Annotated in this window: 25 protein-coding genes; 9 read left to right on the top strand and 16 right to left on the bottom strand. The window is 69.2% G+C overall.

What is annotated here, in order from left to right; genetic code table 11:
• Positions 1-136: 136 nt before the first annotated feature.
• The 5 genes from VYJ16_RS01290 to VYJ16_RS01270 all read right to left on the bottom strand — a co-directional run bounded on the left by VYJ16_RS01290 (position 137) and on the right by VYJ16_RS01270 (position 6485).
• Positions 137-859: a diphthine--ammonia ligase gene (locus tag VYJ16_RS01290; RefSeq protein WP_336348516.1), complete on the bottom strand. Its 723-nt coding sequence runs from the start codon at positions 857-859 to the stop codon at positions 137-139.
• A gap of 78 nt (positions 860-937) precedes the next feature.
• Complete coding sequence (locus VYJ16_RS01285; RefSeq protein ID WP_336348515.1) at positions 938-2110, bottom strand: DUF373 family protein; 1173 nt, start codon at positions 2108-2110, stop codon at positions 938-940.
• Between the two features lie 117 nt (positions 2111-2227).
• Positions 2228-3217, bottom strand: coding sequence for a signal peptide peptidase SppA (sppA, locus tag VYJ16_RS01280; RefSeq protein ID WP_336348514.1), 990 nt, complete (start codon positions 3215-3217; stop codon positions 2228-2230).
• A gap of 140 nt (positions 3218-3357) precedes the next feature.
• Positions 3358-4248 carry a coiled-coil protein gene (locus VYJ16_RS01275; protein ID WP_336348513.1) on the bottom strand — a complete coding sequence of 297 codons (891 nt, stop codon included), beginning with the start codon at positions 4246-4248 and terminating at the stop codon, positions 3358-3360.
• A 251-nt stretch (positions 4249-4499) separates the two neighbouring features.
• Positions 4500-6485, bottom strand: a complete 1986-nt coding sequence (locus VYJ16_RS01270) for a glycoside hydrolase family 2 protein (protein ID WP_336348512.1) — start codon at positions 6483-6485, stop codon at positions 4500-4502.
• A gap of 110 nt (positions 6486-6595) precedes the next feature.
• Here VYJ16_RS01270 and VYJ16_RS01265 point away from each other — a divergent pair, with 110 nt between their 5' ends.
• Positions 6596-6748, top strand: a complete 153-nt coding sequence (locus tag VYJ16_RS01265; protein ID WP_336348511.1) for a hypothetical protein — start codon at positions 6596-6598, stop codon at positions 6746-6748.
• 94 nt (positions 6749-6842) lie between these two features.
• Positions 6843-7283, top strand: coding sequence for a DUF371 domain-containing protein (locus VYJ16_RS01260; RefSeq protein ID WP_336348510.1), 441 nt, complete (start codon positions 6843-6845; stop codon positions 7281-7283).
• A 35-nt stretch (positions 7284-7318) separates the two neighbouring features.
• On the opposite strand, the gene VYJ16_RS01255 is transcribed toward VYJ16_RS01260, so the two are convergent.
• Positions 7319-7909: a DUF2391 family protein gene (locus VYJ16_RS01255; protein ID WP_336348509.1), complete on the bottom strand. Its 591-nt coding sequence runs from the start codon at positions 7907-7909 to the stop codon at positions 7319-7321.
• A gap of 111 nt (positions 7910-8020) precedes the next feature.
• Between VYJ16_RS01255 and VYJ16_RS01250 the strand changes: the two genes are divergently transcribed.
• Together VYJ16_RS01250 and VYJ16_RS01245 are read left to right on the top strand one after the other, a co-directional pair.
• Entirely contained in the window at positions 8021-8827 is an 807-nt protein-coding gene (locus VYJ16_RS01250) for an endonuclease III domain-containing protein (protein ID WP_336348508.1), read from the top strand.
• Between the two features lie 128 nt (positions 8828-8955).
• The gene (locus VYJ16_RS01245; protein ID WP_336348507.1) at positions 8956-10872 is read left to right on the top strand and encodes a PAS domain-containing protein; all 1917 of its coding nucleotides are present in this window, start codon (positions 8956-8958) and stop codon (positions 10870-10872) included.
• A gap of 39 nt (positions 10873-10911) precedes the next feature.
• Here the strand turns inward: VYJ16_RS01245 and VYJ16_RS01240 are convergent, their stop codons facing one another.
• From VYJ16_RS01240 to VYJ16_RS01230, 3 genes are all read right to left on the bottom strand, one after another.
• Positions 10912-11325: an EamA family transporter gene (locus tag VYJ16_RS01240; RefSeq protein WP_336348506.1), complete on the bottom strand. Its 414-nt coding sequence runs from the start codon at positions 11323-11325 to the stop codon at positions 10912-10914.
• Between the two features lie 8 nt (positions 11326-11333).
• Positions 11334-11972, bottom strand: a complete 639-nt coding sequence (locus VYJ16_RS01235) for a bifunctional 4-hydroxy-2-oxoglutarate aldolase/2-dehydro-3-deoxy-phosphogluconate aldolase (RefSeq protein WP_336348505.1) — start codon at positions 11970-11972, stop codon at positions 11334-11336.
• A gap of 93 nt (positions 11973-12065) precedes the next feature.
• A complete protein-coding gene (locus tag VYJ16_RS01230) occupies positions 12066-12500 on the bottom strand; it encodes a hypothetical protein (protein ID WP_336348504.1) in 435 nt (144 codons plus the stop codon).
• A gap of 102 nt (positions 12501-12602) precedes the next feature.
• Here VYJ16_RS01230 and VYJ16_RS01225 point away from each other — a divergent pair, with 102 nt between their 5' ends.
• The 3 genes from VYJ16_RS01225 to VYJ16_RS01215 all read left to right on the top strand — a co-directional run bounded on the left by VYJ16_RS01225 (position 12603) and on the right by VYJ16_RS01215 (position 15711).
• Positions 12603-12863 carry a hypothetical protein gene (locus tag VYJ16_RS01225; protein WP_336348503.1) on the top strand — a complete coding sequence of 87 codons (261 nt, stop codon included), beginning with the start codon at positions 12603-12605 and terminating at the stop codon, positions 12861-12863.
• A gap of 60 nt (positions 12864-12923) precedes the next feature.
• The gene (locus VYJ16_RS01220) at positions 12924-14183 is read left to right on the top strand and encodes a mandelate racemase/muconate lactonizing enzyme family protein (RefSeq protein ID WP_336348502.1); all 1260 of its coding nucleotides are present in this window, start codon (positions 12924-12926) and stop codon (positions 14181-14183) included.
• 178 nt (positions 14184-14361) lie between these two features.
• Positions 14362-15711, top strand: a complete 1350-nt coding sequence (locus VYJ16_RS01215; RefSeq protein ID WP_336348501.1) for an AI-2E family transporter — start codon at positions 14362-14364, stop codon at positions 15709-15711.
• A 40-nt stretch (positions 15712-15751) separates the two neighbouring features.
• On the opposite strand, the gene VYJ16_RS01210 is transcribed toward VYJ16_RS01215, so the two are convergent.
• Both VYJ16_RS01210 and VYJ16_RS01205 read right to left on the bottom strand, forming a co-directional pair.
• On the bottom strand, positions 15752-15955 hold the full coding sequence (locus VYJ16_RS01210) for a hypothetical protein (RefSeq protein ID WP_336348500.1): 204 nt from the start codon (positions 15953-15955) through the stop codon (positions 15752-15754).
• A 93-nt stretch (positions 15956-16048) separates the two neighbouring features.
• Positions 16049-16681, bottom strand: a complete 633-nt coding sequence (locus VYJ16_RS01205; protein ID WP_336348499.1) for a rubrerythrin family protein — start codon at positions 16679-16681, stop codon at positions 16049-16051.
• A gap of 61 nt (positions 16682-16742) precedes the next feature.
• On the opposite strand from VYJ16_RS01205, the gene VYJ16_RS01200 reads away from it, so the two are divergent.
• The gene (locus tag VYJ16_RS01200) at positions 16743-17906 is read left to right on the top strand and encodes an MBL fold metallo-hydrolase (RefSeq protein WP_336348498.1); all 1164 of its coding nucleotides are present in this window, start codon (positions 16743-16745) and stop codon (positions 17904-17906) included.
• A gap of 97 nt (positions 17907-18003) precedes the next feature.
• Here the strand turns inward: VYJ16_RS01200 and VYJ16_RS01195 are convergent, their stop codons facing one another.
• Both VYJ16_RS01195 and VYJ16_RS01190 read right to left on the bottom strand, forming a co-directional pair.
• Entirely contained in the window at positions 18004-18243 is a 240-nt protein-coding gene (locus tag VYJ16_RS01195) for a hypothetical protein (protein WP_336348497.1), read from the bottom strand.
• A gap of 89 nt (positions 18244-18332) precedes the next feature.
• Positions 18333-18665 carry a 2Fe-2S iron-sulfur cluster-binding protein gene (locus VYJ16_RS01190; protein ID WP_336348496.1) on the bottom strand — a complete coding sequence of 111 codons (333 nt, stop codon included), beginning with the start codon at positions 18663-18665 and terminating at the stop codon, positions 18333-18335.
• A gap of 110 nt (positions 18666-18775) precedes the next feature.
• On the opposite strand from VYJ16_RS01190, the gene VYJ16_RS01185 reads away from it, so the two are divergent.
• Entirely contained in the window at positions 18776-20146 is a 1371-nt protein-coding gene (locus VYJ16_RS01185; RefSeq protein WP_336348495.1) for a geranylgeranyl reductase family protein, read from the top strand.
• 48 nt (positions 20147-20194) lie between these two features.
• On the opposite strand, the gene VYJ16_RS01180 is transcribed toward VYJ16_RS01185, so the two are convergent.
• From VYJ16_RS01180 to VYJ16_RS01170, 3 genes are all read right to left on the bottom strand, one after another.
• Positions 20195-20593, bottom strand: coding sequence for a hypothetical protein (locus VYJ16_RS01180; protein WP_336348494.1), 399 nt, complete (start codon positions 20591-20593; stop codon positions 20195-20197).
• Between the two features lie 141 nt (positions 20594-20734).
• Entirely contained in the window at positions 20735-21169 is a 435-nt protein-coding gene (locus VYJ16_RS01175; RefSeq protein ID WP_336348493.1) for a hypothetical protein, read from the bottom strand.
• Positions 21170-21321: 152 nt separating this feature from the next.
• Positions 21322-22599: an amidohydrolase gene (locus tag VYJ16_RS01170; RefSeq protein ID WP_336348492.1), complete on the bottom strand. Its 1278-nt coding sequence runs from the start codon at positions 22597-22599 to the stop codon at positions 21322-21324.
• Between the last annotated feature and the right edge of the window lie 133 nt (positions 22600-22732).

The raw sequence follows: 22732 nt of genomic DNA, 5'->3' as shown, positions 1-22732 counted from the left end.
CTGGTCGCACGAGCATACCGCGGCCGCCAGGCCGCCGTTTCCGTCGTCTGACTCACCCAGCATACGGCGGCCGCCAGGCGGTCGTTTCTGCGTCGAACGACGTCTTTGCCTGTGAGGGGGGACGTGGCCGGCGTTCCTATTCGAGTTCTGTGTTCGTTATCTCGACGTGGCCGCGTGTGCCTTCCCAGACGGTGTCGTATTCGAGGTCGATGCGGTGGTTCATGTGTGGGCCGTCGACGACGAACGTCTCGAATTCGCCGCCTTCGCCGAGGATGTGGACGCCGTATTCGTCGTGGAGTGCTTCGAGGTCGTCGAGTGCGTCGTGGTCGAGGGTGCGGCCGAGCCAGGATTCGTCGAGGCCGTCGGCGGCGACTTGGAGGATGACGATTTCGAAGCCGGCGTCGAGCATCGCGTCACCGAGTTCGCGGGGGTCTTCCTGCCAGAGGGGGGCGAAGAGCTCGCAGTCGAGGCGGTCGCACATCGCTTCGATGCGGCTCGTCTGGTATTCGCTCTCGACGGCGCCCGCGGTGACGCCGGCGATGCCGCCGGGGAGGGCTGCGTCGAGTTCTTCGAGCGCGGCTTCGAGCGGTTCGAGTTCCGCGTCGCCTTGCGCGCCGGAGTCGGTCGCGGTCTCGGCTTCGAAGTCCGCGGGGTGGACGTCCACGAGTTCGATACCGATGCTTTCGGCGGCGAGGCCGGTGAGGTGGGTCGCGGGAACGTGGTACATGTACGAGTCGTTCTCGGGGTGCACGGTCACGAGCCGAGAGACGTCGAGGTCGCGTTCGAGCGCCTGGTAGAGCGCCCACGAGGAGTCCTTCCCGCCCGAGAACAAGCTCACCCACGAGCCGTCGGCTGTCATACCGAGACGGTGGTGGGCCGCGCACAAACCTCCCGCGGTTTCGCGGACTGCCGTCGACCACTCCGCTCGTCGGGCGCGCTAGGACCCGGTCTCGAGTTCGTCGCCGTCCTCGTCCATCCCCTCTTCGTCGATGGTTGGTTCGGTGAGGAACGCCGCGACCTGGACGCCGGCGATGGCGAGGAGGACGGCGGCGACGACGAACACGGCGAGGCGCTCGCCGGTGCCGAGCGTGAACGCCTCCACGGTGAGCGCGCCGAGTTCGAGCGGGCCGACCTCGAAGTTACTGAAGATGCCGGCGCGTTCGAGGAAGTACCCGCTGAATCCGCGGACGACGAGCGCGACGGACGTGAGCACGAACGGGATGTTCAAGCTAGATGAGGAGAGCGTGCGGTCGTCGGTGAGGGCTTCGTCGAGGATACGGCCGACGCTCGCGGTGACGCCGGCGGTCGTCAGCCACGGGACGGCTTCGTACGCGAACCGCATCGCTGGGACGACGACGCCTTCGACGTTCTGTAACTCGCTGGCGGCGAGCGCGCCGACGAAGATACCGACGAACGTGAGGCCGACGGCGACGGCGTACGTGACGACGGAGACGTTCCCCGAGTACAGGGCGTCCCGGGTCTGGCTGGCGGCGTCGGTGAGGACGTCGTCGATACTGAAGCCCTTGTAGAGGAGGAAGGTTCCGATGACGGCGGTGATGGTCGCCGCGCCGATCGCGGGACTGTACATGAGCGCGAGTACGGGGAACGCGACGAACGCGAGCCCGACGGGGACGAGGATGGTCTGGCGGAGTTCCTCGTCGGCGAGGAACTGCTTGAGGAGGTAGTACGTCGACTCGATGTCTCGCGCTTGGCGGACGACGACGCGGTCGACGCTGTCGACGTTCAACCGGCTTTCGACGACGGGGACGAGGCGTTCGTCTTCGGCGCTGTCGATGACGACGACGGCGCGGTCGAGGTCGTACTCCGCGATGAGGTCGTCGAGCTGGAGTGCGACGGCGCGGTCGGCGCCGACGACGCTGTCGCTCGCGCCCGACACGACCGCGACGACCGCCTCCTCGTCGTCGTCGCGGAGGTCACGGGCGACCCGGAGCGTCTCGAGGAGCGAGTTCACGCTCGAGTCCTCCGGGTCCGCGAGTCCGACGTCCGTCACGAGCGACCGCACGGCCTCCCAGCCGACGACCGGCGTCTCCAACCCGGTCTTCCGGCCGATGTCGTCCGCGCGGTCCACGCACACGACCAGCGTAGCCACTGGCGTAATCGAACAGGAGCGGCCGTATAAATCTGCCGTGCAAGAACCGACACAACGAGCATACGGCGGCTGCCAGGTTGGCGTTTCGATGGTGTCCGGTAGCGGATTTCGAGTTCGTTATCGGAGTTCGAGTTCGATGGTGTCGTCGTCGTGGAGGACGCTGGCGACGCCGGCGCCGGCGGCGTACGCGACGGTGGCGGCGCCGCCGCGGAGGCGGTCGCCGAGGCCGCGCTGTGGGGTGAACTCGCGGACGGTGACTGGTTCGAGGAGTTCGGTCTCGAGTGCTTCTTCGACGTCGTCGCGGTCGCCGAGGTGGTCGACGAACCCGCGCTCGTTGGCGTCGGCGCCGAGGAAGACGCGGGCTTCGGTGTCGCGGATGGTGTCGGGGTCGAGGTCGCGGCCGTCGGCGACGCGGTCGACGAACGAGTCGTACTGGTCGTCGATGAGTGACTGGTAGTACTCGCGGGCGTCGTCGGTGAACTCGGTGAACGGCCGGCCGGCGTCCTTGAACTCGCCGGCGGTCAGGTACTCGACGTCGACGCCGACCTTCTCGGCGAGCGCGGTGGCGTTCGGTTGCGCCATGATGACGCCGATGCTGCCGACGATACTGGATTCGCGCGCCCAGAGTTCGTCGCATCCGGACGCGATCCAGTACCCGCCGCTCGCGCAGACGTCGTTCGTGTACGCGACCGTGGGGCCGTCGAACGCCATGGCGGCGTTCCGGATGTCGTCGCTCGGGACGACGGCGCCGCCGGGCGTGTTGAGTTTCACGAGGAGCGCGTCGACGTTCGAATCACGGTCTGCGCGCTCGATCTGGTCGACGAGCTCGTCCGCGCCCGGTGACGTCGGCGACGACGGGAGTCGACCGCCGCCGCCGTCGCGCGTTATCGGACCCGAGACCTCGACCTCCGCGACGTTGTACTCGGGGAGGAGGTTCCCCGCGACGTTCCCCCCGATGTAGACGACGAGTCCCGCGGTCGCGAGCAAGAGCACTACTCGGAGCGGGTCCGGGCCCCATTCGACGAACAGGAACCAGCCAGCGACCACGCCGACGGCCGCCGCCACCAACACGATACCCAACCGAGCGAGTCCGCGAGCGTCTACCATACCCTACCCTACGAACGACCACGCAAAAAACGACCGCCACCGACCGAGTCACACCGCACCTCGCCGTCGATACCGTCCAGCCCGCCGACGCCGTCGCTCGCCGGCAGTCGACTGCAATAGAACGGGATAGAGAACCGCGCTTAGAGGCGTCCGGCCTTCTGCAGCTTCATGAGGTCCTCGGTGTCGAGCGTCTCGCCGTCCTTGAAGCGCTCGTAGATCTCCTCGGCTTCCTCCTGAACCTCTTCCTTCTTCTTCTCGCGCTCGGCCTGCTCCTCTTCCTCCTCCTGCTTGTCCAGTTCGCGGAGGCGCTTCTGGACGCGCACGAAGTCCTCGTGGTGGCGGTCCGCCGCCTCCTGAGCCTGCACGAACTTCTCGTGCATCTCGTCGGCCTCGTCGCGGATGTCGTCGGCCTCGCGGTAGGCCTCGATCATCTGATTGTGGTGCTCTTGGGCCTTGTCAGCGAGCTCGGTCACCTTCTGGTGGTGCTTCGAGGCTTCTGAGCGAACCTCCTCCGCTTCCTCGACGAGCTCGTCGAGGTCCTCGTTGTCGCCCATCTTCTCCTGGCGCTCGGCGTACTCCTCGCGCTTGGACTCGATCTTCTCGATGAGCTCCTTCTCCTCCTCGCTGGAGAGAACCTCGGTCTGCTGCTTGAACTCCAGGTCCTCGATCTCGGACTCGAGCTTCTCGAGGTCCTTGCCGTCGTCGAGGTCCATGTCGGACTTCATCCGCTCGACCTTGTCGAAAAGCTCGTTCGCGTCCGCGTTGAGCTCGTTACGCTTCTCCTTGTGCTCCTGAACGAGCTCGTTGAGTTCGTCGCGCTTCTCGCGGTGCTCTTGGGCTTCGTCGACCTTCTCGCGCGTCTCCGCGTTCAGGTCGTCGCGGGAGGACGCGCGCTCGCTCGCCATCTGGTTGAGATCGTTGCGTCGGTCTCGCAGCTGGCCGGCGAGTTTGATGAGTTGGCCCTTGCTCTTGTTCTCGAGGTCGTCCTCGGTAAGCTCTACGTTCTTGGATGTGTCTATCGAATCTACCATGGGTTAGTCAACCCTCTATTCCGTCCCGCGCCGGGGGGATAGCGTGTGCTCGAGACCTTGGTTGACGCGACTGCGATAAGATTCCGTGTCATTCTGGTCTGCGAGCGATGCTACCGGAACACCCGGCGGCGTTCTGGTACCAGTACATACCGCATCATGTAATTTAAATCTGCCGGTCCGCTGAGTCGGCGAAATCGGACGAGGGCGCCCCCACGACGGGCGTCAACGGTTCGCATACCTGCCGTTCGTGTTTATAAATGGATGGTTCGGGTGACCTCGCCGGCCGGCGTCTCGAACGCGAGGTCGACGACGTCGGCGGTGGCGGGGACCTCGACGGTGCCGGCGGTGGCGGTGCCGAGCGCTGGCGCCTCCACCTGGAACGTGGCGTCGACGTCGGCCGTTTCGACGGTGAGCGTCCCAGAGACGGCTGCGGGGGCGTCGTTCACGAGCGCGACCGGGACGGTGCCAGGCGGGTCGGCGGCGAGGAACGCCTGGACGGGGGCGAGTGCGTCGCCGAGTGCGCTCGCGGCGGGTTTCTCGCTGCCGTCGACCGCGTACACGCCCATCCCGCCGCCGGCGTCGACGTCCCTGAGACAGAACGCCGCGAGCACGTCGCTCCCGTGCCGGCGGAACCCGCTCGCGACCCGCGAGAGCACCCGCGCCTGCGTGCCCTGGGAGCGAGCGACGACGTCGTTGCCGGCGACGACCCCGCCACCGTCGCTTGCGGCGCTGTCGGGGCTCGCGCCGTCGCCACGGTCGCTCGCGGTCAGGTCGCCCCAGGTGCCGGCGTCCACGTCCGAGAGCACTGCGTCGTGGACGTCCCTGTCCAGGCCGACCGGTGCGTCCGTGCCGCCGCCCGCGGCAGTGAGCGACCCGGCGCCGAACTCGGTGACGACTTTCGCGGCCGCGGGATACGTGTCCGTGAGCCAGTCGACGTCGGCAGCGCGCCCGTACCGCCACCCCGGGTAGAGGTGGGCGGCGTCGGGCTGCGAGCCGAGCGGACCGCAGACGGGGAACGTGACGGCGTCCGGTGGGAGCGCGTCGGCGACGGCGTCGGCGAGCGCTCGGTCGACGGTCGTTCGCGCGGCGCGCGTCCGGATCCGGTACCGGCTGGTGCGACCCGTCCCGACGCGTTCGGCGAACGGCTCCACGGGGTCGTCGTGGACGCCGTAGCACGCGACGCTCGGGTGGTGGTCGACGTGGGCGGCGAGTCGACGGGCGAGCGTCCGCCCGCGCTCCACGGACCGGCCGCCGTCGGGGTCGGGCCCGGAGAGCGGGAGGTCCTGGGCGACGAACACGCCGGCGTCGTCCGCGGCGTCGTAGAACGACGACGGGAGGACGTGGCCGTGAACGCGGACGAGCGTGGCGTTCAGGTCGCGAGCGCGCTCCAGGTCCGCCTCGGGTTCCGTCGTCGGGAGGACGTTCACGCCGCGAGCGCGGACGCGTTCGCCGTTCACGCGCAGGCCGTCGTCGCGGTCGTACGCGACCGTCCGGAACCCCGTCGAGACGGTGCGTTCGTGGTCGGCGAAGCGCGCGCGGACCGTGTACCGGTTCGGGTCGCCGCGGTCCGCGGGCCACCACGACGCCGGGTCGCGGACGTCGACGGAGTGCGTGACGGTCACGCGCTCGCGCGCGTCCGCTTCGACGGGAACTCGCTCCATGGAGCCGCCGCTCCCGCGGAAGTTCTCGGGGCGAACGGACACCGTGACGGTGTCGTCCACCGGTTCGCCGGCGTCGACAGTGACGGCGACGTCGACGACGCCGCGGTCGGCGTCGGGACGGCGCGCGTTCACCGCGACGTCCGCGAGGTACGCCTGCGGCCGCAGTCGAAGGTGGACGCCCCACCAGATGCCCGGCACCGAGAGTTCGTCGGGGACGACGTCGGACGCGTACGCGCCGGCGTACCCGTCGGTCGGGCGTCGACAGACGACGACGAGGTCGTTCTCGTCGGCGGGCTCGAACTCGAAGCGAGCAGGGGCGAAGTACGCGTCGTGCGTCCCGAGGACGTCGCCGTTGAGGTACACGGTCGCGTCGCCGTAGAGGCCCCGGCAGTCGAGGACCGCACGCTGGCTTTGCGCGCGACGCGGGTCCGGGAAGCGCTTGCGGTACGCGACCGCGTCCGCGCCAGCGAACCGCTCGGGGCGTCCGGGAACGGTCACTGGCTCCCAGGACGCGACCGACGGCGGCCCCGCTCCGGACGTTTCCTCGACCACGCCGGCGCGCCACTCACCGCTCATTCGGTGAAAGTGGCGCGGCCCGAACCCATAGGCGTTGTGTCCATCACCCCGTTTCACTTTCACTCCGCGTACGGCTCACCGTCAAGTGGGTGTGGCGCGTAGCCGATTCCATGCTGGAAGAACTGACCGCGACGTGCGAGGGCTGTGACGCGGACCTGGACGAGGCCGCGTTCGGGCTGGCGATGGACCTCGGTGACGGCGAACGCCGCCTCTACGAGTGCGAGTGCGGGACCGTCACCGTGACCGTCGTCCGCGAGAGCTAACGAGCCCAGTCCGCCGACGCGAACGACCGTCCCCCGCGACCGCTGGCGGCCGCAGTCCGCGGGCGATAAGTGCACTGGCGGGGTACCGGCTGGCATGACCGACGACGCGACGAGCACGCACCGGGAGGTCGTGCACGCCACCGGCCACGAGCACGTCACCGCCGAGCACGCGAGCACGTTCGAGGTGACGACAGACGACTGGCTCACGCCCGCGGGCGACTGCATTCTCGCGGTCGACGCCGACCGCTCTCCGGCCGACTTCTCCGACTCGTTCCGCGACGCCGTTCAGGACGCCGCTGCGACCGTCACGATGACCCTCGAGGTAGCGGACCTGACTGCGACGTTCGAGGGTCGCGGCCACCCGGACCTCGCGCTCACCGACGACCGGAGCATGGTCGGCCGGACGTCGACGCACGTCGACGACCGCACCATCATGCTCGACGCCGACGGCGCCGCCGAGTCCGTCGACCGCGAGGTCGTGGACGCGCTCGCCGACGGCGCCGACGTTCGCGTCGTCCTCGAGGTCACGCAGTGACCCTGGTCGCCTGAGGACTTCGCGCGCGTTCGGCGTCACGTCCCGGGGAGGATGTCGCCGAGCGCCGCGCCGATGGCCATGGGAACCCACGCGACCGATACCGCGGCGACGGCGACGACCGGCGTCCCCCAGTCCACGCGCCCCCACGCGGTCATCGAGACGACGGCGAACGCGAGCGAGATGCCGAGGACGCCCGCGAGCCGCCGCGGCACGATACCGAGCAGGCGATGGGTGACGCGGACGTCCTGGATGTCGCTCACGTAGAGGATGCCGACGACCGCGGCGACGGTGAACGCGTACGTCCCCGCCACCGAGTAGGGGTGCGTCGTGAGGAACCCGCCGACCTCGCTCGTGCCGCCCTCGACGAGCATCGGGATGCCGAACAGCGCGCTCCCGAGCAGCGCTTCGGCGGCGTCCCCGCGGTCGAAGCCGCTGACGACGCGCCCGAACACGCCGACGGGTTCGACCGCGGCGGCGGTCCGCATCGCCGCGGCGACGCGCTCGCGCTCCGCGGGGTCGTCGACGACGTCCGCGAGCTCCTCGAGTTCGTCGTAGAGGTCGCCCATGTCCGGCGGGTCGTCGTCGCGATCCGCGGTCGCACTCCGGTCGTCTGCCGACTCGCTCATGGGAGCGCCGACTCGCCCCGGGACCGTAACCGCTTGGACCGACGCGCGGCCCGCGTCGCGCTCGCCTCGTCGAGCGAACCGTACTTGCCGCTCCCACGGTAACGCCCGGGCATGAGCGACGACGACGCGGAACCGGACGTGAACATCTCCGGCGGGAGCGCGGGCGGCGGCGTCGAGGCGTCGTTCGACCCGGAGACGGCGGGGACGCGCGCCGAAGCGGTCGTCGACCGACTCGGCGAGCTGTACTGGCAGAAGGCCTACGGCGGCCAGGACGGCTTCGAGTGCCTCGTCCGCACCATCCTCAGTCAGAACACGAGCGACGTCGCGAGCCAGCCCGCGCACGACGCGCTCGTGGAGCGGTACGGGCCGGTCGAGGGGTTAGCCACCCACCTGGATGCGGCGCCGCACGACGAGCTCGCGGAGACCATCTCCGCGGCTGGCCTCTACAACCAGAAGGCCGAGAGCATCCATCGCGCCGCCGCGTGGGTGCTCGAGTCCTTCGGGTCGACCGCGGAGTTCGACGCGTTCGTCCGCGACGGCGACCCGGGCGAGGTCCGCGATACGCTACTGGAGGTGAAGGGCGTCGGCCCGAAGACCGCGGACTGCGTGCTCCTGTTCGCGGGCGGTCAGGGCGGCGTGTTCCCCGTCGACACGCACGTCCACCGCATCTATCGACGCATGGGTATCGCGCCACCGGACGCGGACCACGAGGGCGTCCGCGAGGTCCTGGAACGCGACGTGCCCGCCGAGAAGTGCGGGTTCGGCCATACGGCGACCATCCAGTTCGGTCGCGAGTACTGTTCGGCGCGCAAGCCCGCGTGTCTCGACGACCCGGACGCGTGCCCGCTCGCCGACGTCTGCGACCAGGTCGGCGTGTACCCCGAGAGCGGCGAGGTCGAGGACCCCAGCGACGCGTAGCCGCGAACGCGACCGCCAGCGACCGACCGGGACGAGCGAGAACGCAGCGAACGGCTCGTTCGTGGGCTCGAACGCGGCTGACTGCGTCGGCGGTGCTTTGATACGAACGTAGCGGTTAGCACGGGTGAATGACGAAGGTCGGGCGCTCTGCGGTCGTGCTCGCGGCCGGATTACCCGCGAGCGCGACGACCGCCGTTCGCGACGCGCTCCCGGCAACCGGCGTCACGGTTCGTACCCGCGACGCCGACGGCGTCGACCGCGACGCGGCCCTCGGCGTGGACTGCGTCGTCCTCGGCGACGACGACGGAACCGTCGACGCCGTCGACCGGCTCTCGACGGTCCGCGACGTTCGCCCCGACGTCCCGGTCGTCCTCGTGCCGACCGACCCGAACCAGCGCGTGGCGACCGACGCGGTCGCCCGCGGCGTCGACGCGTACCTCCCAGCGGCGACCGTCGACGAGACCCCCGAAGCGCTCGCGGACGCGCTCGTCGACGCGGCGTCACTCCCGGAAGACGAGGACGCGGCCGCGGCGCGAGGTGACGCAGGAAGCAGCGAGGATGCCGGCACGACAGCTGACGGCGGCCGGACCACGGCCCCGGTTCCGGCCGCGGACGACCCGTTCGACCACAGGCCCGGCGTCCCGCAGGCAGCGAGCGAACTCGTGGACGCCGCACCCGTCGCGAACCGGCTCGTCGAGCTCGCACCGGACGCGATGTTCGTCGTCGACCGCCAGACGCAGACGGTCGTGGACGTCAACCAGGCCGCCGCCGACGTCCTCGGGTACGCGCCCGAGACGCTCCGCGGCGTCCACGTCACGGAACTCCACCCCGGCGACCCCGCGGACCTCACGACGCAGGTCGACGGCGTCCTCGACGACCGCGACGCCGTCGGCGAGCCGCGGTTCGACGCGCTCGACGGCCTCGAGTTCCGGACGCGACGCGGAGAGACCGTCCCGGTCGCCCTCCGCGCCGACACCGTCACAGTCGACGGCCGGACGCTCGTCGTCGCCGTCTTCCGGGACGTCAGCGACGAACGCGAACGCATCGAAGCGCTCGAACGAACCGAACGCCGCCTCCGGAACGTCACCGAGGCCGCGTTCGACATCGTGTTCCGCGTCGACGCCGACGGCGTGTTCGAGTCGGTGTCCGGGACCGTCGAAGCCGTCCTCGGGTACGAGCCCGCGGAGCTCGTCGGCGAACCGTTCTCCACCGTCATCGCGGACGAGGACGGCGACCGAGCGTTCGACGCGTTCGCTCGCGCTCGCGACGGGGACCGCGTCTCCGAACTTCAACTGACGGTCGTCGCCACCGACCAGCGCCGCCGTCACATCGAAGTGAACCTCGTCCCGGTGGTCGTCGACGGCGACGTCCGCGGGCTCGAGGGCGCGGCGCGCGACGTCACTCGCCAATACCAGCGCGATCGATTGCTCTCCGTCCTGAACCGCGTGCTCAGGCACAACGTCAGGAACGCCGCGACCGTCCTCACCGGGCACGGGGACGCACTCGCAGATGCCGCCCTCGACCCCTCGGTCGAGCGGCACGTCGACGTCATCAAGGAGACGAGCGCCGACCTCGTCGCGCTCGGCGAGAAGTCGGCGCGACTCCGACGAGCCGCTCGGAACCGCGACGGTATCACGGACGCGGACGCTGCGACCGCCGTCCGGGGTGCCGTGGCGCGCGCCGAACTCGACCCGGCGATACTGTCGGTCGAGGGGTCCGCCGTGGTGAACGTCGGCGGGGAGCTCGAGTTCGCCGTTCACGAACTCCTCGCGAACGCCATCGAGCACGGCGGCGACGTCACAAGCGTCACGGTCGAGGAGCGGGACGCGTTCGTGTCCGTCACGGTCGTCGACGACGGCGACGGCATCCCCGAGCAGGACCGACGCGTGCTCGAAGGCGCGGAGGAATCCCCGCTCGAACACGGGAGCGGCCTCGGCGTCTGGCTCGTGAACTGGATCACGAGCACCGGCGGCGGACACGTCACCGTCGACACCGGCGACGCCGGGACGCGCGTCGAACTCCAGCTCGCGAAAGCGGACCGCTGACTCCCCGCTACCACCGTCGAGGCCGCCGCAGTCACCGAGTTAGCCGGCGAGTAACCAGACCGCGACGCCCGCGGTCGCGATACCGGCGACCGTCCGCAGCGACGCGGACTCGTTCAGGAAGAGCACCGCGATGACCGCCGCGACCACGAAGTAGAGCGCCGAAACCGTCGTCACGACGCTCGTACTCCCGCGGTCCAGACCGACGTAGAACGCGACCGCGCCGACGCCCGCGAACACGCCGGCGACCGCCGCGATACCGATCCCGCGCGTCGAGAACTCCATCGAGGCCGGGCGCGACAGCACGTACCCGAACGCGATTGCCGCACCCGTCCCGTACGACACCACCATCGCCACCTCCGGCGACACGTGGTCGGTCGCCATCTCCGCAATCACCGACCAGACGCCCCACGTCACCATCGCCAGCAGTCCGTACGCGAGCGAGGAGCTGAGCATCGACGACGTTACCGCGCGTCCTCGACGACGCCGACGAGCTCCTCGGCGCGCGCCGTGATCTCGTCGTAGTCCTCGCGTTCGAGTGCGTCGTCGGGGACGAGCGAGCCGCCGGCGCCGACCATCTCCGCGCCGGCCTCGACGTACGCTGCCGCGTTCTCCGGGCCGACGCCGCCCGTCGGCATCAGCGGAATCTGCGGGAGCGGGCCCTTGATGCTCGACAGATGACCGGGGCCGTACGAGGACGCCGGGAACACCTTGCAGAGGTCCGCGCCCGCCTCGTACGCGTTCAGGGCTTCGGTTGGCGTCGCGACGCCGGGGGCGACCGGAATCCCGTACCGGTTGCAGGTCTCGACGACGCCTTCGTCGAACGTCGGACTGACGACGAACGACGCCCCCGCGAGCTGGACCTGTCGCGCCGTCTCCGCGTCCAGGACCGTGCCCGCGCCAACCACGACGTCGTCGCCGCGATAGTGATCGGCGAGCGCCTCGATGGCCGCTAGCGAGTCGTCGCTCCCCATCGTCACCTCCATCGCCGTCACGCCGCCGTCGCGGAGCGCGTCACCGACCGCTCGAACGTCCGACGCGTCGACCCCTCGAAGTACCGCTACGACGCCGCTCTCGCGCATCCGCGAAACCGTCTCGTTCATGTCGCCCAGTCCACTCGGCGACGACATAAACCCACGCACCACGGCGACGTTCGCGACCCGCGCTGGCTTCCGTTGCGCGGAAGCCGCGGGCGGTCACGTGGTCTCCCTGACTCGCTCGAAGTACTCGGCCTGCCGCGCGACGTCCCACGCGAGGTCCGAGAGGACGTGCACGTACAGCACCACCGCCGACACCACGGCCAGTCCCACGAGCCCGGCCGCGAGGAGTGTGGCGACGAGCACGCCCGCGAGGACGGCGTGCGAGAGCAGTCGTTCGAGCGGCCACACCTCGTCCGCGTCGAATATCTCGTCCTGCGCGAGGAACGCGCGCCGCGGGTCGGTCGCGCACGCCCGCAGCGCTCGCCAGTTCCCGGCGTTGTAGCGCGCCACCAGGAAGTGGTCGAAGTCGATGGCGACGCCGAGCACGACCGCGTACGCCACGACGGCCACGGCCGGGAGGACCGTCGGGACGAACGGAACCAGCGCTGCGCCCGCGACGAGCGAGAGCGCCGCGTGGTGACTCGAGTACATCACTCGACGACGAGGGCCGCCGATGGTTTGAATCGAACGTTGTCGTCGGACTCGGCGGCGGACGTCACAATAGCCAAGACGCTGGCGGTCGGTGATGGAACCATGTGGGGTCTCGTTCGGCGGTTGTTGACCGTGCAGACGCTGTTCGCAGTCCTCGGACTGTACGTGCTGGCGGCAGCGAGCGCGCTCGCGTTCCTCGACCTCGGGGACGCTGGCACGCTCCTCGCGTTCGTGACGCTCGCGTTCTCCGTCGTCGCCATGGGCGTCCTCGGGGCGTACGTCCGGTGGATCCGCAAGCAGGTGGCGGACATGAACTCGCCGCCGCCGGACTGGGAACGCGACCGCGTCGTCGAGGACGAGTGAGCGACCACGACCCAACCGCGCCGTCGAAAACTTTACTGGATTGCGAGTAAACCATGGGTTATGGGAGTCGACTACGCCGACCTACACGACCCGAACGCGGAGTACACCATGCGCGAACTCTCGGGCGAGACGATGGGCGTCACACGAGACCGCGGCGGCGGCCGCGACGTCGAGATCACGGACGTCCAGACGACGATGGTCGACGGGAACTTCCCGTGGACGCTCGTCCGCATCTACACCGACGCCGGCGTCACCGGCACCGGCGAAGCGTACTGGGGCGCTGGCGTCCCCGAACTCATCGAGCGCATGAAGCCGATGATCGTCGGCGAGAACCCCCTCGACATCGACCGACTCTTCGAGCACCTCGTCCAGAAGATGAGCGGCGAAGGGTCGGTCGAGGGCGTCACCGTCACCGCCATCTCGGGTATCGAGGTCGCACTCCACGACCTCGCCGGGAAGATACTGGACGTCCCCGCCTACCAGCTCCTGGGCGGGAAGTACCGGGACGACGTCCGCGTCTACTGCGACTGCCACACCGAATCGGAAGCCGACCCCGAAGCGTGCGCTGACGAGGCCGAGCGCGTCGTCGAGGAACTCGGGTACGACGCCCTCAAGTTCGACCTCGACGTCCCGAGCGGCCTCGAGAAGGACCGCGCGAACCGTCACCTCCGCCCCGGCGAGATCCGTCACAAGGCCGAGATCGTCGAGAAGGTCACGGAGCGCGTGAAGGACCGCGCCGACGTCGCGTTCGACTGTCACTGGACGTTCTCGGGCGGGAGCGCGAAGCGACTCGCTGACGCCATCGAGGAGTACGACGTCTGGTGGCTCGAGGACCCGGTCCCGCCGGAGAACCTCGAGGTCCAGGAGGAGGTGACGAAGTCGACGACGACGCCGATCACGGTCGGCGAGAACCGGTATCGCGTCACCGAGGAACGCCGCCTCATCGAGAACCAGGCGGTGGACATCGTCGCACCCGACCTCCCGAAGGTCGGCGGGATGCGCGAGACCCGGAAGGTCGCGGACGTCGCGAACCAGTACTACGTCCCGGTCGCGATGCACAACGTCTCCTCGCCGGTGGCGACCATGGCGAGCGCGCACGTCGCCGCCGCCATCCCGAACTCGCTCGCGGTCGAGTACCACTCCTACGAGCTCGGCTGGTGGGAGGACCTCGTCGAGGAGGACGTCATCGAGGACGGCTACATCACGGTCCCCGAGCAGCCGGGCCTCGGCGTGACCCTCGACATGGACGCCGTCGAGGAACACATGGTCGACGGCGAGACGTTGTTCGACGAGGCGGTCGTATCGGGAGGCGGTGAGTGAGTGCAAGCAACTGGTCGCGAAGGTGGGTGGAGTGCAAGCAACTGGTCGCGAGAGTGGACGTATGGTTTTTCGCTGCGAGGTCCTCTAGTCATTCGAAGCACACGTCGGCACGGTGTTCTTCGGACTGCGTTGGCGGTTCACCCGGGCCCCGTCGTGCGACGACGACCAGGAATCCAGTATGACAGAGGACGCTCGGGCGGACGAGGCGGACGACGCGCGGCGCGAGGAGCCAGGGCGCCCTGGGTCGTCGGGAGAAGGCGTGGCGTCGCGAGTATCGAATCTCGGTCGCGACCGCGTCGCGCTCTGGGTCGTCGCGTTCGCGTTCGCCGTCGCGTTCGCGTTCATCGTCTGGCAGTACGTCGGGACGGTGGTCGTCGGCGTGTTCGCGTACTACGTCTCCCGCCCGGTCTTCAACCGCCTCGTTCACCCGCGAATCCGGTCGCGGACGCTCGCAGTTGCAGCGACGCTCCTCACGGTCGGACTCCCGGTGCTCGCGCTCGTCGCGTGGACGGTCCTGGTCGCGATCCGGTCGCTCGCGGACGTCCTCGACAGCGACCTCGGCGGGCAACTGGCAGCGCTCGTCGAGCCGTACGCCGACCTGAACGAGATCTTCACCGAACTTTCCGCGACCGCGCGGACGATCCTCTCGGACCCGACCCAGCTCGCGAACCTCGAACTCGGGTCGAGCCTCACGCAAGTCCTCGACCTCCTGCTGGGAACCGTCGGCCAGCTGTTCAACGTCCTCCTGCACGCGTTCATCGTCCTCATCATCACGTTCTACCTCCTGCGGGACGACTACCGGCTGGCGGCGTGGGGGCGTGCCACCTTCGTCCCCGAAGGCGGCGTCCTCGAATCGTACTTCGTCGCCGTGGACCGCGACCTGAAGAACGTGTACTTCGGGAACATCCTGAACGCGCTCCTCACGGGGTTCCTCGCGGTCGTGACGTTCGTCGCACTGAACGTCGTCTCGCCGGCGTCAGCGAGCATCCCCGAACCCGTGCTCGTCGGGCTCCTCGTCGGCGTCGCGAGCCTCGTCCCCGTCATCGGCATCAAGCTCGTGACGCTCCCGCTCGCGGCGTACCTGTTCGCGCTCGTCGCACTCGAGGGCGCGACCGGGCTCTGGTTCCCGGTCACGTTCCTCGTCGTCTCCTTCGTCGTCGTGGACTACATCCCCGACCAGTTGCTCCGCCCATACGTGAGCGGGCGGACGCTCCACGTCGGCGCCGTGATGCTCGCGTACACGCTCGGCCCCGTCCTCTTCGGGTGGTACGGCATCTTCCTCGGGCCGCTCGTGCTCGTCTTCCTCTTCGAGTTCGCGCGGATCGTCGTCCCGTGGCTCGTCGACCCCGACGCCCCGACCGAGTTCGCGTCCCCGCCGGAACCCGAACCGCTCGCGCCCGGGGACGACGCGGACGACGTGGACGACGCGGGCGACGCCGACGACGCGGACGGCGAGGAGGCGGCGACGGACGCCAGCGTCACCGAGAGCGTCGACGCTCCCTCGGGCACTGAAGACCCCGCAGAGTAGTGGTCGCGTCCGCGTCGCGTCCCCCATTGCCGGCTCGCCGTCACTCCTCGACGTTCGCGTACAGTCTGACGAGCCCGCACTCGGGACACATCCCGGCGTCGACGGGGACGGTCTCGTCCACCCCGAGTTTCCCCAGCAAGCCTTCCTTCTTCTCGCCGGTGCGAACGTGTGGTTTCCAGGCGTCCTGCATCCCGAAGTCGACCGCTTCGAGCGTGACGCCGCAGTCCGGACAGCGATGATTCATGCACGGCACTACTCCTGTCTGTCTCTTGAAAATACGGGTTCGCGCGCCGGTACGACCGGTCACGGAGGGCTGGACGGCGCGGCGACCGACCGCTCAGCAGGTCGACTTCGGGTTGACGCCCATCTCCGTGAGCGAGTCGGCGTACTCGTCGTACGCGAGCTGGACGACGTACTCGGCGGTCGCTTGCGCGCGCTCCCAGTCCTCGTCGGTCTCGCAGATGTCGTCCAGCACGGCGAGCCCGCGTTCCAGTTCGGCGTCGGTGTCGGCTTTGAGGTCGCGGAAGAGGTTCGCGCCGGTCTCGTCGGCCTCGTTCACGTAGAATCCGACGACCTGCGTGTGCGCGCGGAGACTGACGAGCGGTCGGCCGACGAGCGCGCCGGCGACGCGCGAGACCGCGTCGTCGCGCTCGCGGAGGTAGCCGTGGACCGCACCGGCGTGGTCGGGCTCCGGTCGCGCACCGAGACGCTCGCAGACGCGGTCGTAGTGCTCGGCTTCCTGGTCGGCGACCGCCTCGAACGCCACCCGTGCGCGGTCGTCGTCCTCCATCGACGCGAGCGCCTCGAACGTCTCGCGCGCCAGGTACTCGCTCTCGGCCACGGCGCCGAGTATCGTCGACTCGGAGAGGTCCGCGTCGGTGAGCGCGATGAGGTACTTCGAGGACCCGAGGCGGTCCAGTTGCGACTGCTTCTCGCGCTCGACGGTCTCGCGGAGGGCTGGTGCGTCCATGCCCGGTGGATTCGAGCGCGAGGGCTTGAACTTTATCTCACCACGTCCCGTACGGGGACGTATGACTCCGCAGGACGTCTCTGACGCGCCGACGGTGACGCCGCGAGCGCTCGCGGACCGCGTCGCTCGCGGGGACCACGTCACCGTGCTCGACCTCAGGAACCGCGACGAGGTCGAGGCGTGGCGTATCGCCGGGCCGAACGTCGACGTCGAGCAGGTGCCGTACGCGCGGTTCGTGCAAGCGCAGGTGACCGGCGGCGTCGCCGACCTGGTCGCGGACGTCGACGAGCCGGTCGTCGTCGTGTGCGCGGTCGGCGAGGCGAGTGCGGAGGTCGCGAACGCGCTCGCGGACGACGGCGTCGACGCGGTCCACCTGGAGGACGGCATGGAGGGGTGGGCGCGACTCATCACCGCCACGGAGACGGAGACGACCGCGGGCACGCTCGTCCAGTACGACCGGCCGTCCTCGGGGTGTCTGAGCTACCTCCTCGTCGCGGGCGACGAGGCGGTCGTCGTCGACCCGCTACGGGCGTTCACGGACCGGTACGCGCGCGACGCCAGCGACCGCGGCGCGAACATCGTGTACGCCATCGACACGCACGTTCACGCGGACCACGTCTCCGGCGTCCGGAACGTCGCTCGCGGCACCGACGCGCAACCGGTGCTCCCAGAGGGCGCTCGCGAACGCGGCCTCACGTACGGAGCGCGACCCCTCGCAACTGGGGAGACGCTCCAGTTCGGCGACGCCGAGCTGCGCGCGGTCGGCCTCCCGGGGCACACCTCGGAGATGACCGGAATCGAGTTCGGGGACGTCGTCCTCGTCGGTGACTCCGTGTTCGTCGAGAGCGTCGCGCGACCGGACCTCGAAGCGCAACTCGCCGCGGACCCGGAGGCCGCCACGGAGGAACTCGCCGAACGCCTGTACCGGACCGTCACCGAAACCCTCGGCTCGCTCTCGCCCGGAACGCGACTGTTCCCCGGGCACCACGAACCGGGCGTCGCGCGCACCGACGACGGGACGTTCGCCATCACGGTCGAGGGCGTTCACGACCTGCTCGACGACATCGGTCGGGACCGCGACGCGTTCGTGGACGCGGTCCGCTCCGAGTCCCCACCACCGCAGAACTACGAGCGCATCATCGACGTGAACCTCGGCCGGGAAACCATCGACGACGAGACCGCGTTCGAACTCGAACTCGGCCCGAACAACTGCGCAGCGGACTGACGTCGTCCTCGAGGACGGCGTCGGTCACCGCGCCACTGCTCGGCGGAGCGTATCAGGGAACGTGAAGAGAAACGGCGACAGCGGCGTCTCGCTCTGGTCAGTCGCGCAGGAACTCGGTCACGCCGCCGAAGAGGATGACGCCGGCGAACACCGAGCCGATGAGCAGCAGGACGTCCAGCTGGACGTAGAACGCGACGAGCACGAACACGACTCCGTTCACCGCGGCGAGACCCTGGTTGGTCGAGTCCCCGTCGAACGTCGTGAACGGCGTGGCGAACAGTCCACCGGCCGCGAACGCGAGGAGCGAGGCGAACAGCGTGGTGACGATACCGGCCATACGCCACGGAACGACGTCTCGTTATAAAAGCCGTGCGGAGTCGCCTCGTCGTGCGCCCAGCGACCCGCTCGTCCGGTGCGCGGTCGCGGTCAGTCGTCGGCGGCCGCGGCGTCCTCGGTCATCGCCTCGACGTCGCCCTCGATGCTCGGCGGGTACTTCCCGCGGTCGAGCTTCAGGTCCGAGTTCGGGCGCGCCATGCACGTCAACGCGTACGCCTCCTTCTCCTCGTCCGTGAGGCCGCGGGCAGCGGGCTGGGTGACCTCGCCCTCGACGATCTCCGCCGAGCACGCCAGACACATCCCGACGCGACACGAGTACTCCTGGGCGATACCTTCCTCGATGCATCGCTTCAGGATGGTCTGCTTGTCGGAGACGGTGATGGACTCGCCCGTCCCAACGAACTCCACGGTGTAGTCGGTCATACCGGCGTCTTCTGCCAGCGCGAAGAAAACTCTTTATGCCTATTCTGGCGGTCCGTTGGCGACGGAATCGCACGTAAAGTTTCTTCATCGTGGCGCGATTCTCCGGGCGTATGACCACGCACGAGTACGACGTCGTCGTCGTCGGCGCCGGCACATCCGGTTGTTACGCCGCGGCGACGGTCGCCCGCGCGGGCTACGACGTCGTCGTCGTCGAACGCAAGACCGAGGCGGAAGCCGGACACATCGCGTGCGGCGACGCCCTGAAGGGCGCGGACGCGTTCCCCGAAGCCATCCCGAAGTCGAAGATCCAGTCGGCGTTCACGAACACGGACGTCGACCACGGGCGCTTCGAGATACCCCAGGAGGACACCGTGCTCGACATCCCGGTGCCGGGCGAGCTCGCGGTCATCGACCGCTGGGAGTACGGACGCCTCATCATCGAAGGCGCGACCGAAGCCGGCGCCGAGTTCCACTACGACACCGTCGTCCAGGACGTCATGCAGGCCGACGACGGCCAGGTCGCGGGCGTCCGCGGGAACCGGAGCGGTGACGTCGTGACGTACGACGCGGACGTCGTCGTGGACGCCGCCGGGTCGCTCTCCATCCTCCAGGACAAGGCCGACCTCGAAGGTGCGACGTTCGATACGAACGTGAACTACTCGCAGTTCTGCTCGGCGTACCGCGAGATCGTCGAGGTCGACGAGCCAGTGGAGTGGTCGGACGCGCTCGTGTTCAAGCCGACCGAGCGCGCGGCGGGGTACCTCTGGTACTTCCCGCGGACGGAGACGGAGATAAACGCCGGGCTCGGGTTCCAGATGACGGAGGAGCCGATGCAGCTCGTCGAGGACCTCAAACGCGACCTCCGCAGTCGCCCGGAGTTCCAGGGGGCGGAGGTCACGGACAAGCTCGGGGCGGCGCTCCCGACGCGACGCCCGTACGACTCGGCGGTCGCGCCGGGGTTCGTCGCGGTCGGTGACGCCGCCGGGCACGTGAACCCGACGACGGGTGGCGGTATCGCGGGTGCGGCGTACGCCGGGAAGTACGCGGCCGAGCAAGCGATCGGCGCCATCGAGGACGGCGACGTCGGCGAGGCGGCGCTCTGGGAGTACAACGAGCGCGTCATGGAGCACTTCGGCGGCCGGTACGCGGCGCTGGACGTGTACAACATCCTGTCGACCGCGGTCGACGTCGACGACCTCATGGGCCTCATGGCGGCGCTCCCGGGGGAGAACCTCGCGGAGGCGCTCTACGAAGGGTCGACGAGCTTCGGGCTCCGCCTCAAGCTGAAGGCGGCGATCAAGAGCTTCGGGTACTGGGGGCAGATCTACAACTTCTACAAGACGAAGAACGTCGCCGACGACCTCCTCTCGCACTACGAGGACTACCCGAGTTCGCCGGACGCGTTCGAGATGTGGCAGAGTCGCCGCGACGACATCATGGAGGACGTGTACGCGACGACCGGCGCGGACCCGAAGTACTGACCGGACCGACCCTGAACGTCTCTCGTTCGTCCTCGATACGCGACCGGTTCACCGGCCGACGTGCGCGTTGACCTCGTCGGGTCGTCTCTCGCCGTCCTCGAAGCCGGCGGTGTGGCGGGCGAGCGCGAGCACGGCGAGTGCGTTCCCGGCGAGCACCGGGGCTGCGGGTAGCCACGCGTCGACGCTCGCGGCGACCGCGAGTGCGACCAGTCCTGCGAGCGCGTACGTGAGGACGCCAAGTGGTCGGGCCCACGTGCTCGTCCGCCAGAGGCCGCCGGCGACGACGAGGCCGACGACCGCGACCAGTACGCCGAGTCCCGCGATGACTGCCGGGACCTGACCGGTGTTCGCGTAGTCGGTCAGGACGGTGACGAGTGCGACGAGGAGGGCTGCGCCGAGCACGGACCAACACGACAACAACGTCAGCGCGAGCGGGCGACGTGGCATACACCGAACCAGTCAACGAAGCAAGAAAAAGCGGCGGCCTGACAGTTCAGCGACGGGTCGCCGGGGCATCACACCCGACGTCCACATCGACGACGCCCTCGCAGGCACAAACCGGGGCTCTCCCCGGACCGAGAGCGCGGCTCACCGGAAGCCGGTGCCGATGTCGGTCGCGTGCTTGTCGCTGGTGTCCGTGCGGCCACCGACCTCCACGTCCTCGGACGCGAGCAGCGCGACGACGCCGATGGCGTTGATGCCGGCCATGACGCCGCCCACGAGTGCCGTCGGCGTGGAGTCCAGGTTCGTCGCTATCATCATGCCGAACACGACTGCCGCCCCGACGTAGATGGGGACGGCGAGCTTGCGCGCGGTCGGCCGCATCACGAACACGCCAGTCGACGCGCCGACGACGAGGAATCCGCCGACGAAGTAGCCGACGACCGCCAGCAGCCCCCCTGGTGTGAAGTGGAGGCCGATGAGGAACTCCAGCAGGCCGACCGAGAGCGCGAATCCGCCCGTGAGGAGTCCGCAGACGGCTGCGACCGCGGTACCAGTCGCACGTTCTTTTCGCTTTGCCATACACGCATCAATACGCCACATTATAATAAAATTTCCGCAGTTGAACTTTGAATTATTCCATAACCTGTGTTGTGTGTTCGGCAGCGGTGGTTACGATGCGATGACTGGCACGTGATGGTCGGGATGGAGGAAAGCTGGTCGGTCGGATCGTGTCAGGGACGACGTTCGGCGACGCGTTCGATGGCGCCGACGAGGACGTCGACGCCGACGGGGAGCGAGTCCTCGTCCACGTCGAACGTCGCGGTGTGGTGCCCGCCCGGGTGGTCGGTGCCGACGCCGACGTAGCACGCGAGCCCGCCGCGGTCCTGTACGGACTGCATGAGGAAGGTCGCGTCCTCGCTCCCGCCGAGCGCGTCGCGCTCGACGATCGACGTGACGCCGTCCGCGCCGTCGGCGGCGTCCATCACGAAGTCGACGAGCGCCTGGTCGCTCGTCGCGCTCGGCGCCTGCCCGCCGAGTTCCACGTCGAACTCGCAGTCGTGCATCCGTGCGGCGCCCGCGACGACGTCGCGGACGCGGTCGCTCATGTAGTCCTTCAACTCGGTCGTCTCACCGCGTACCTCGACCTGTGCACGGACGTCCTCCGGGATGATGTTCGACGCCGTCCCGCCCTCGACGACGCCGGCGTTCACGCGCGTCGCCCCGTCCGAGTGGCGACTGATGCCGTACATGTTCTGCACGGCGGCCGCCATCGCCTGCATCGCGTTCCGGCCCTCCTCGGGTTTCGCGCCGGCGTGCCCGGGCGCTCCGTGGAAGTCGACGTCGAGGTGCTCGACCGCGAGGAACCCGTCGATGCCCGCGACCACCTCGCCGGTGGGGTGGTCGAGGCCGAGGTGGAGCGCGTACAGGTAGTCGACGTCGTCAATGTGTTCGCTCGCCGCCATCGCCTTCCCGCCGCCGATGACCTCCTCGGCGGGCTGGAAGAACACCTTCAGCGTCCCCGAGAACTCGCTGTCGCGGATGGCTTCGACGACGCCGAGCCCGATGGTCGCGTGCCCGTCGTGCCCGCAGGCGTGCATCGCGCCCGTCTCCGAGCGGAATCCCTCCTTCGCGGGGAGGTGCTCGTCGTCGGTCGACTCCGCGCGTGGCAGCCCGTCGATGTCGACGCGGAGACCGACCGTCGGTCCGGGGCCGCAGTCGACGACGGCGACGCAGCCGGTGTAGCCGCCGTCCATCGCCGCGAGCGTGTCCTCGTCGACGCCCGCGTCCCGGGCGCGTTCGAGCCAGTCCGCGAGTTCCGCGTCCTCGGGGACGGCCATCCTGCTGTCGCCGTCGAGCGCGTCGCGACCGACGTACAGCTCGTCGACGCCGATGGCTTCCAGTTCCTCGACGATCCGTGCCGTCGTCCAGAACTCGCGCCACGCGGGCTCGGGGTGTCGGTGGAACTCGCGTCGCAACCCGACCAGGCGGTCGCGGTCGATGTGGGACATGCGTGGTTCGAGGACCGCCGCGCACTTAACTCGCACCGACGCGGTGACCCGCGTCGTCGGTCGACCACCCGAGCGGGTTGCTCGTCGGGCGACCATCCGACACTAATGTGCGCAACAGAACTCGGTAGAGAGG

Origin of the sequence: Halorubellus litoreus (assembly GCF_037081675.1) — an archaeon.
In the GTDB taxonomy this organism is placed as follows: domain Archaea; phylum Halobacteriota; class Halobacteria; order Halobacteriales; family Natrialbaceae; genus Halorubellus; species Halorubellus litoreus.
The sequence above is the reverse complement of the archived record's forward strand: the minus strand, read 5'-3'. Positions and strand labels throughout refer to the sequence as shown.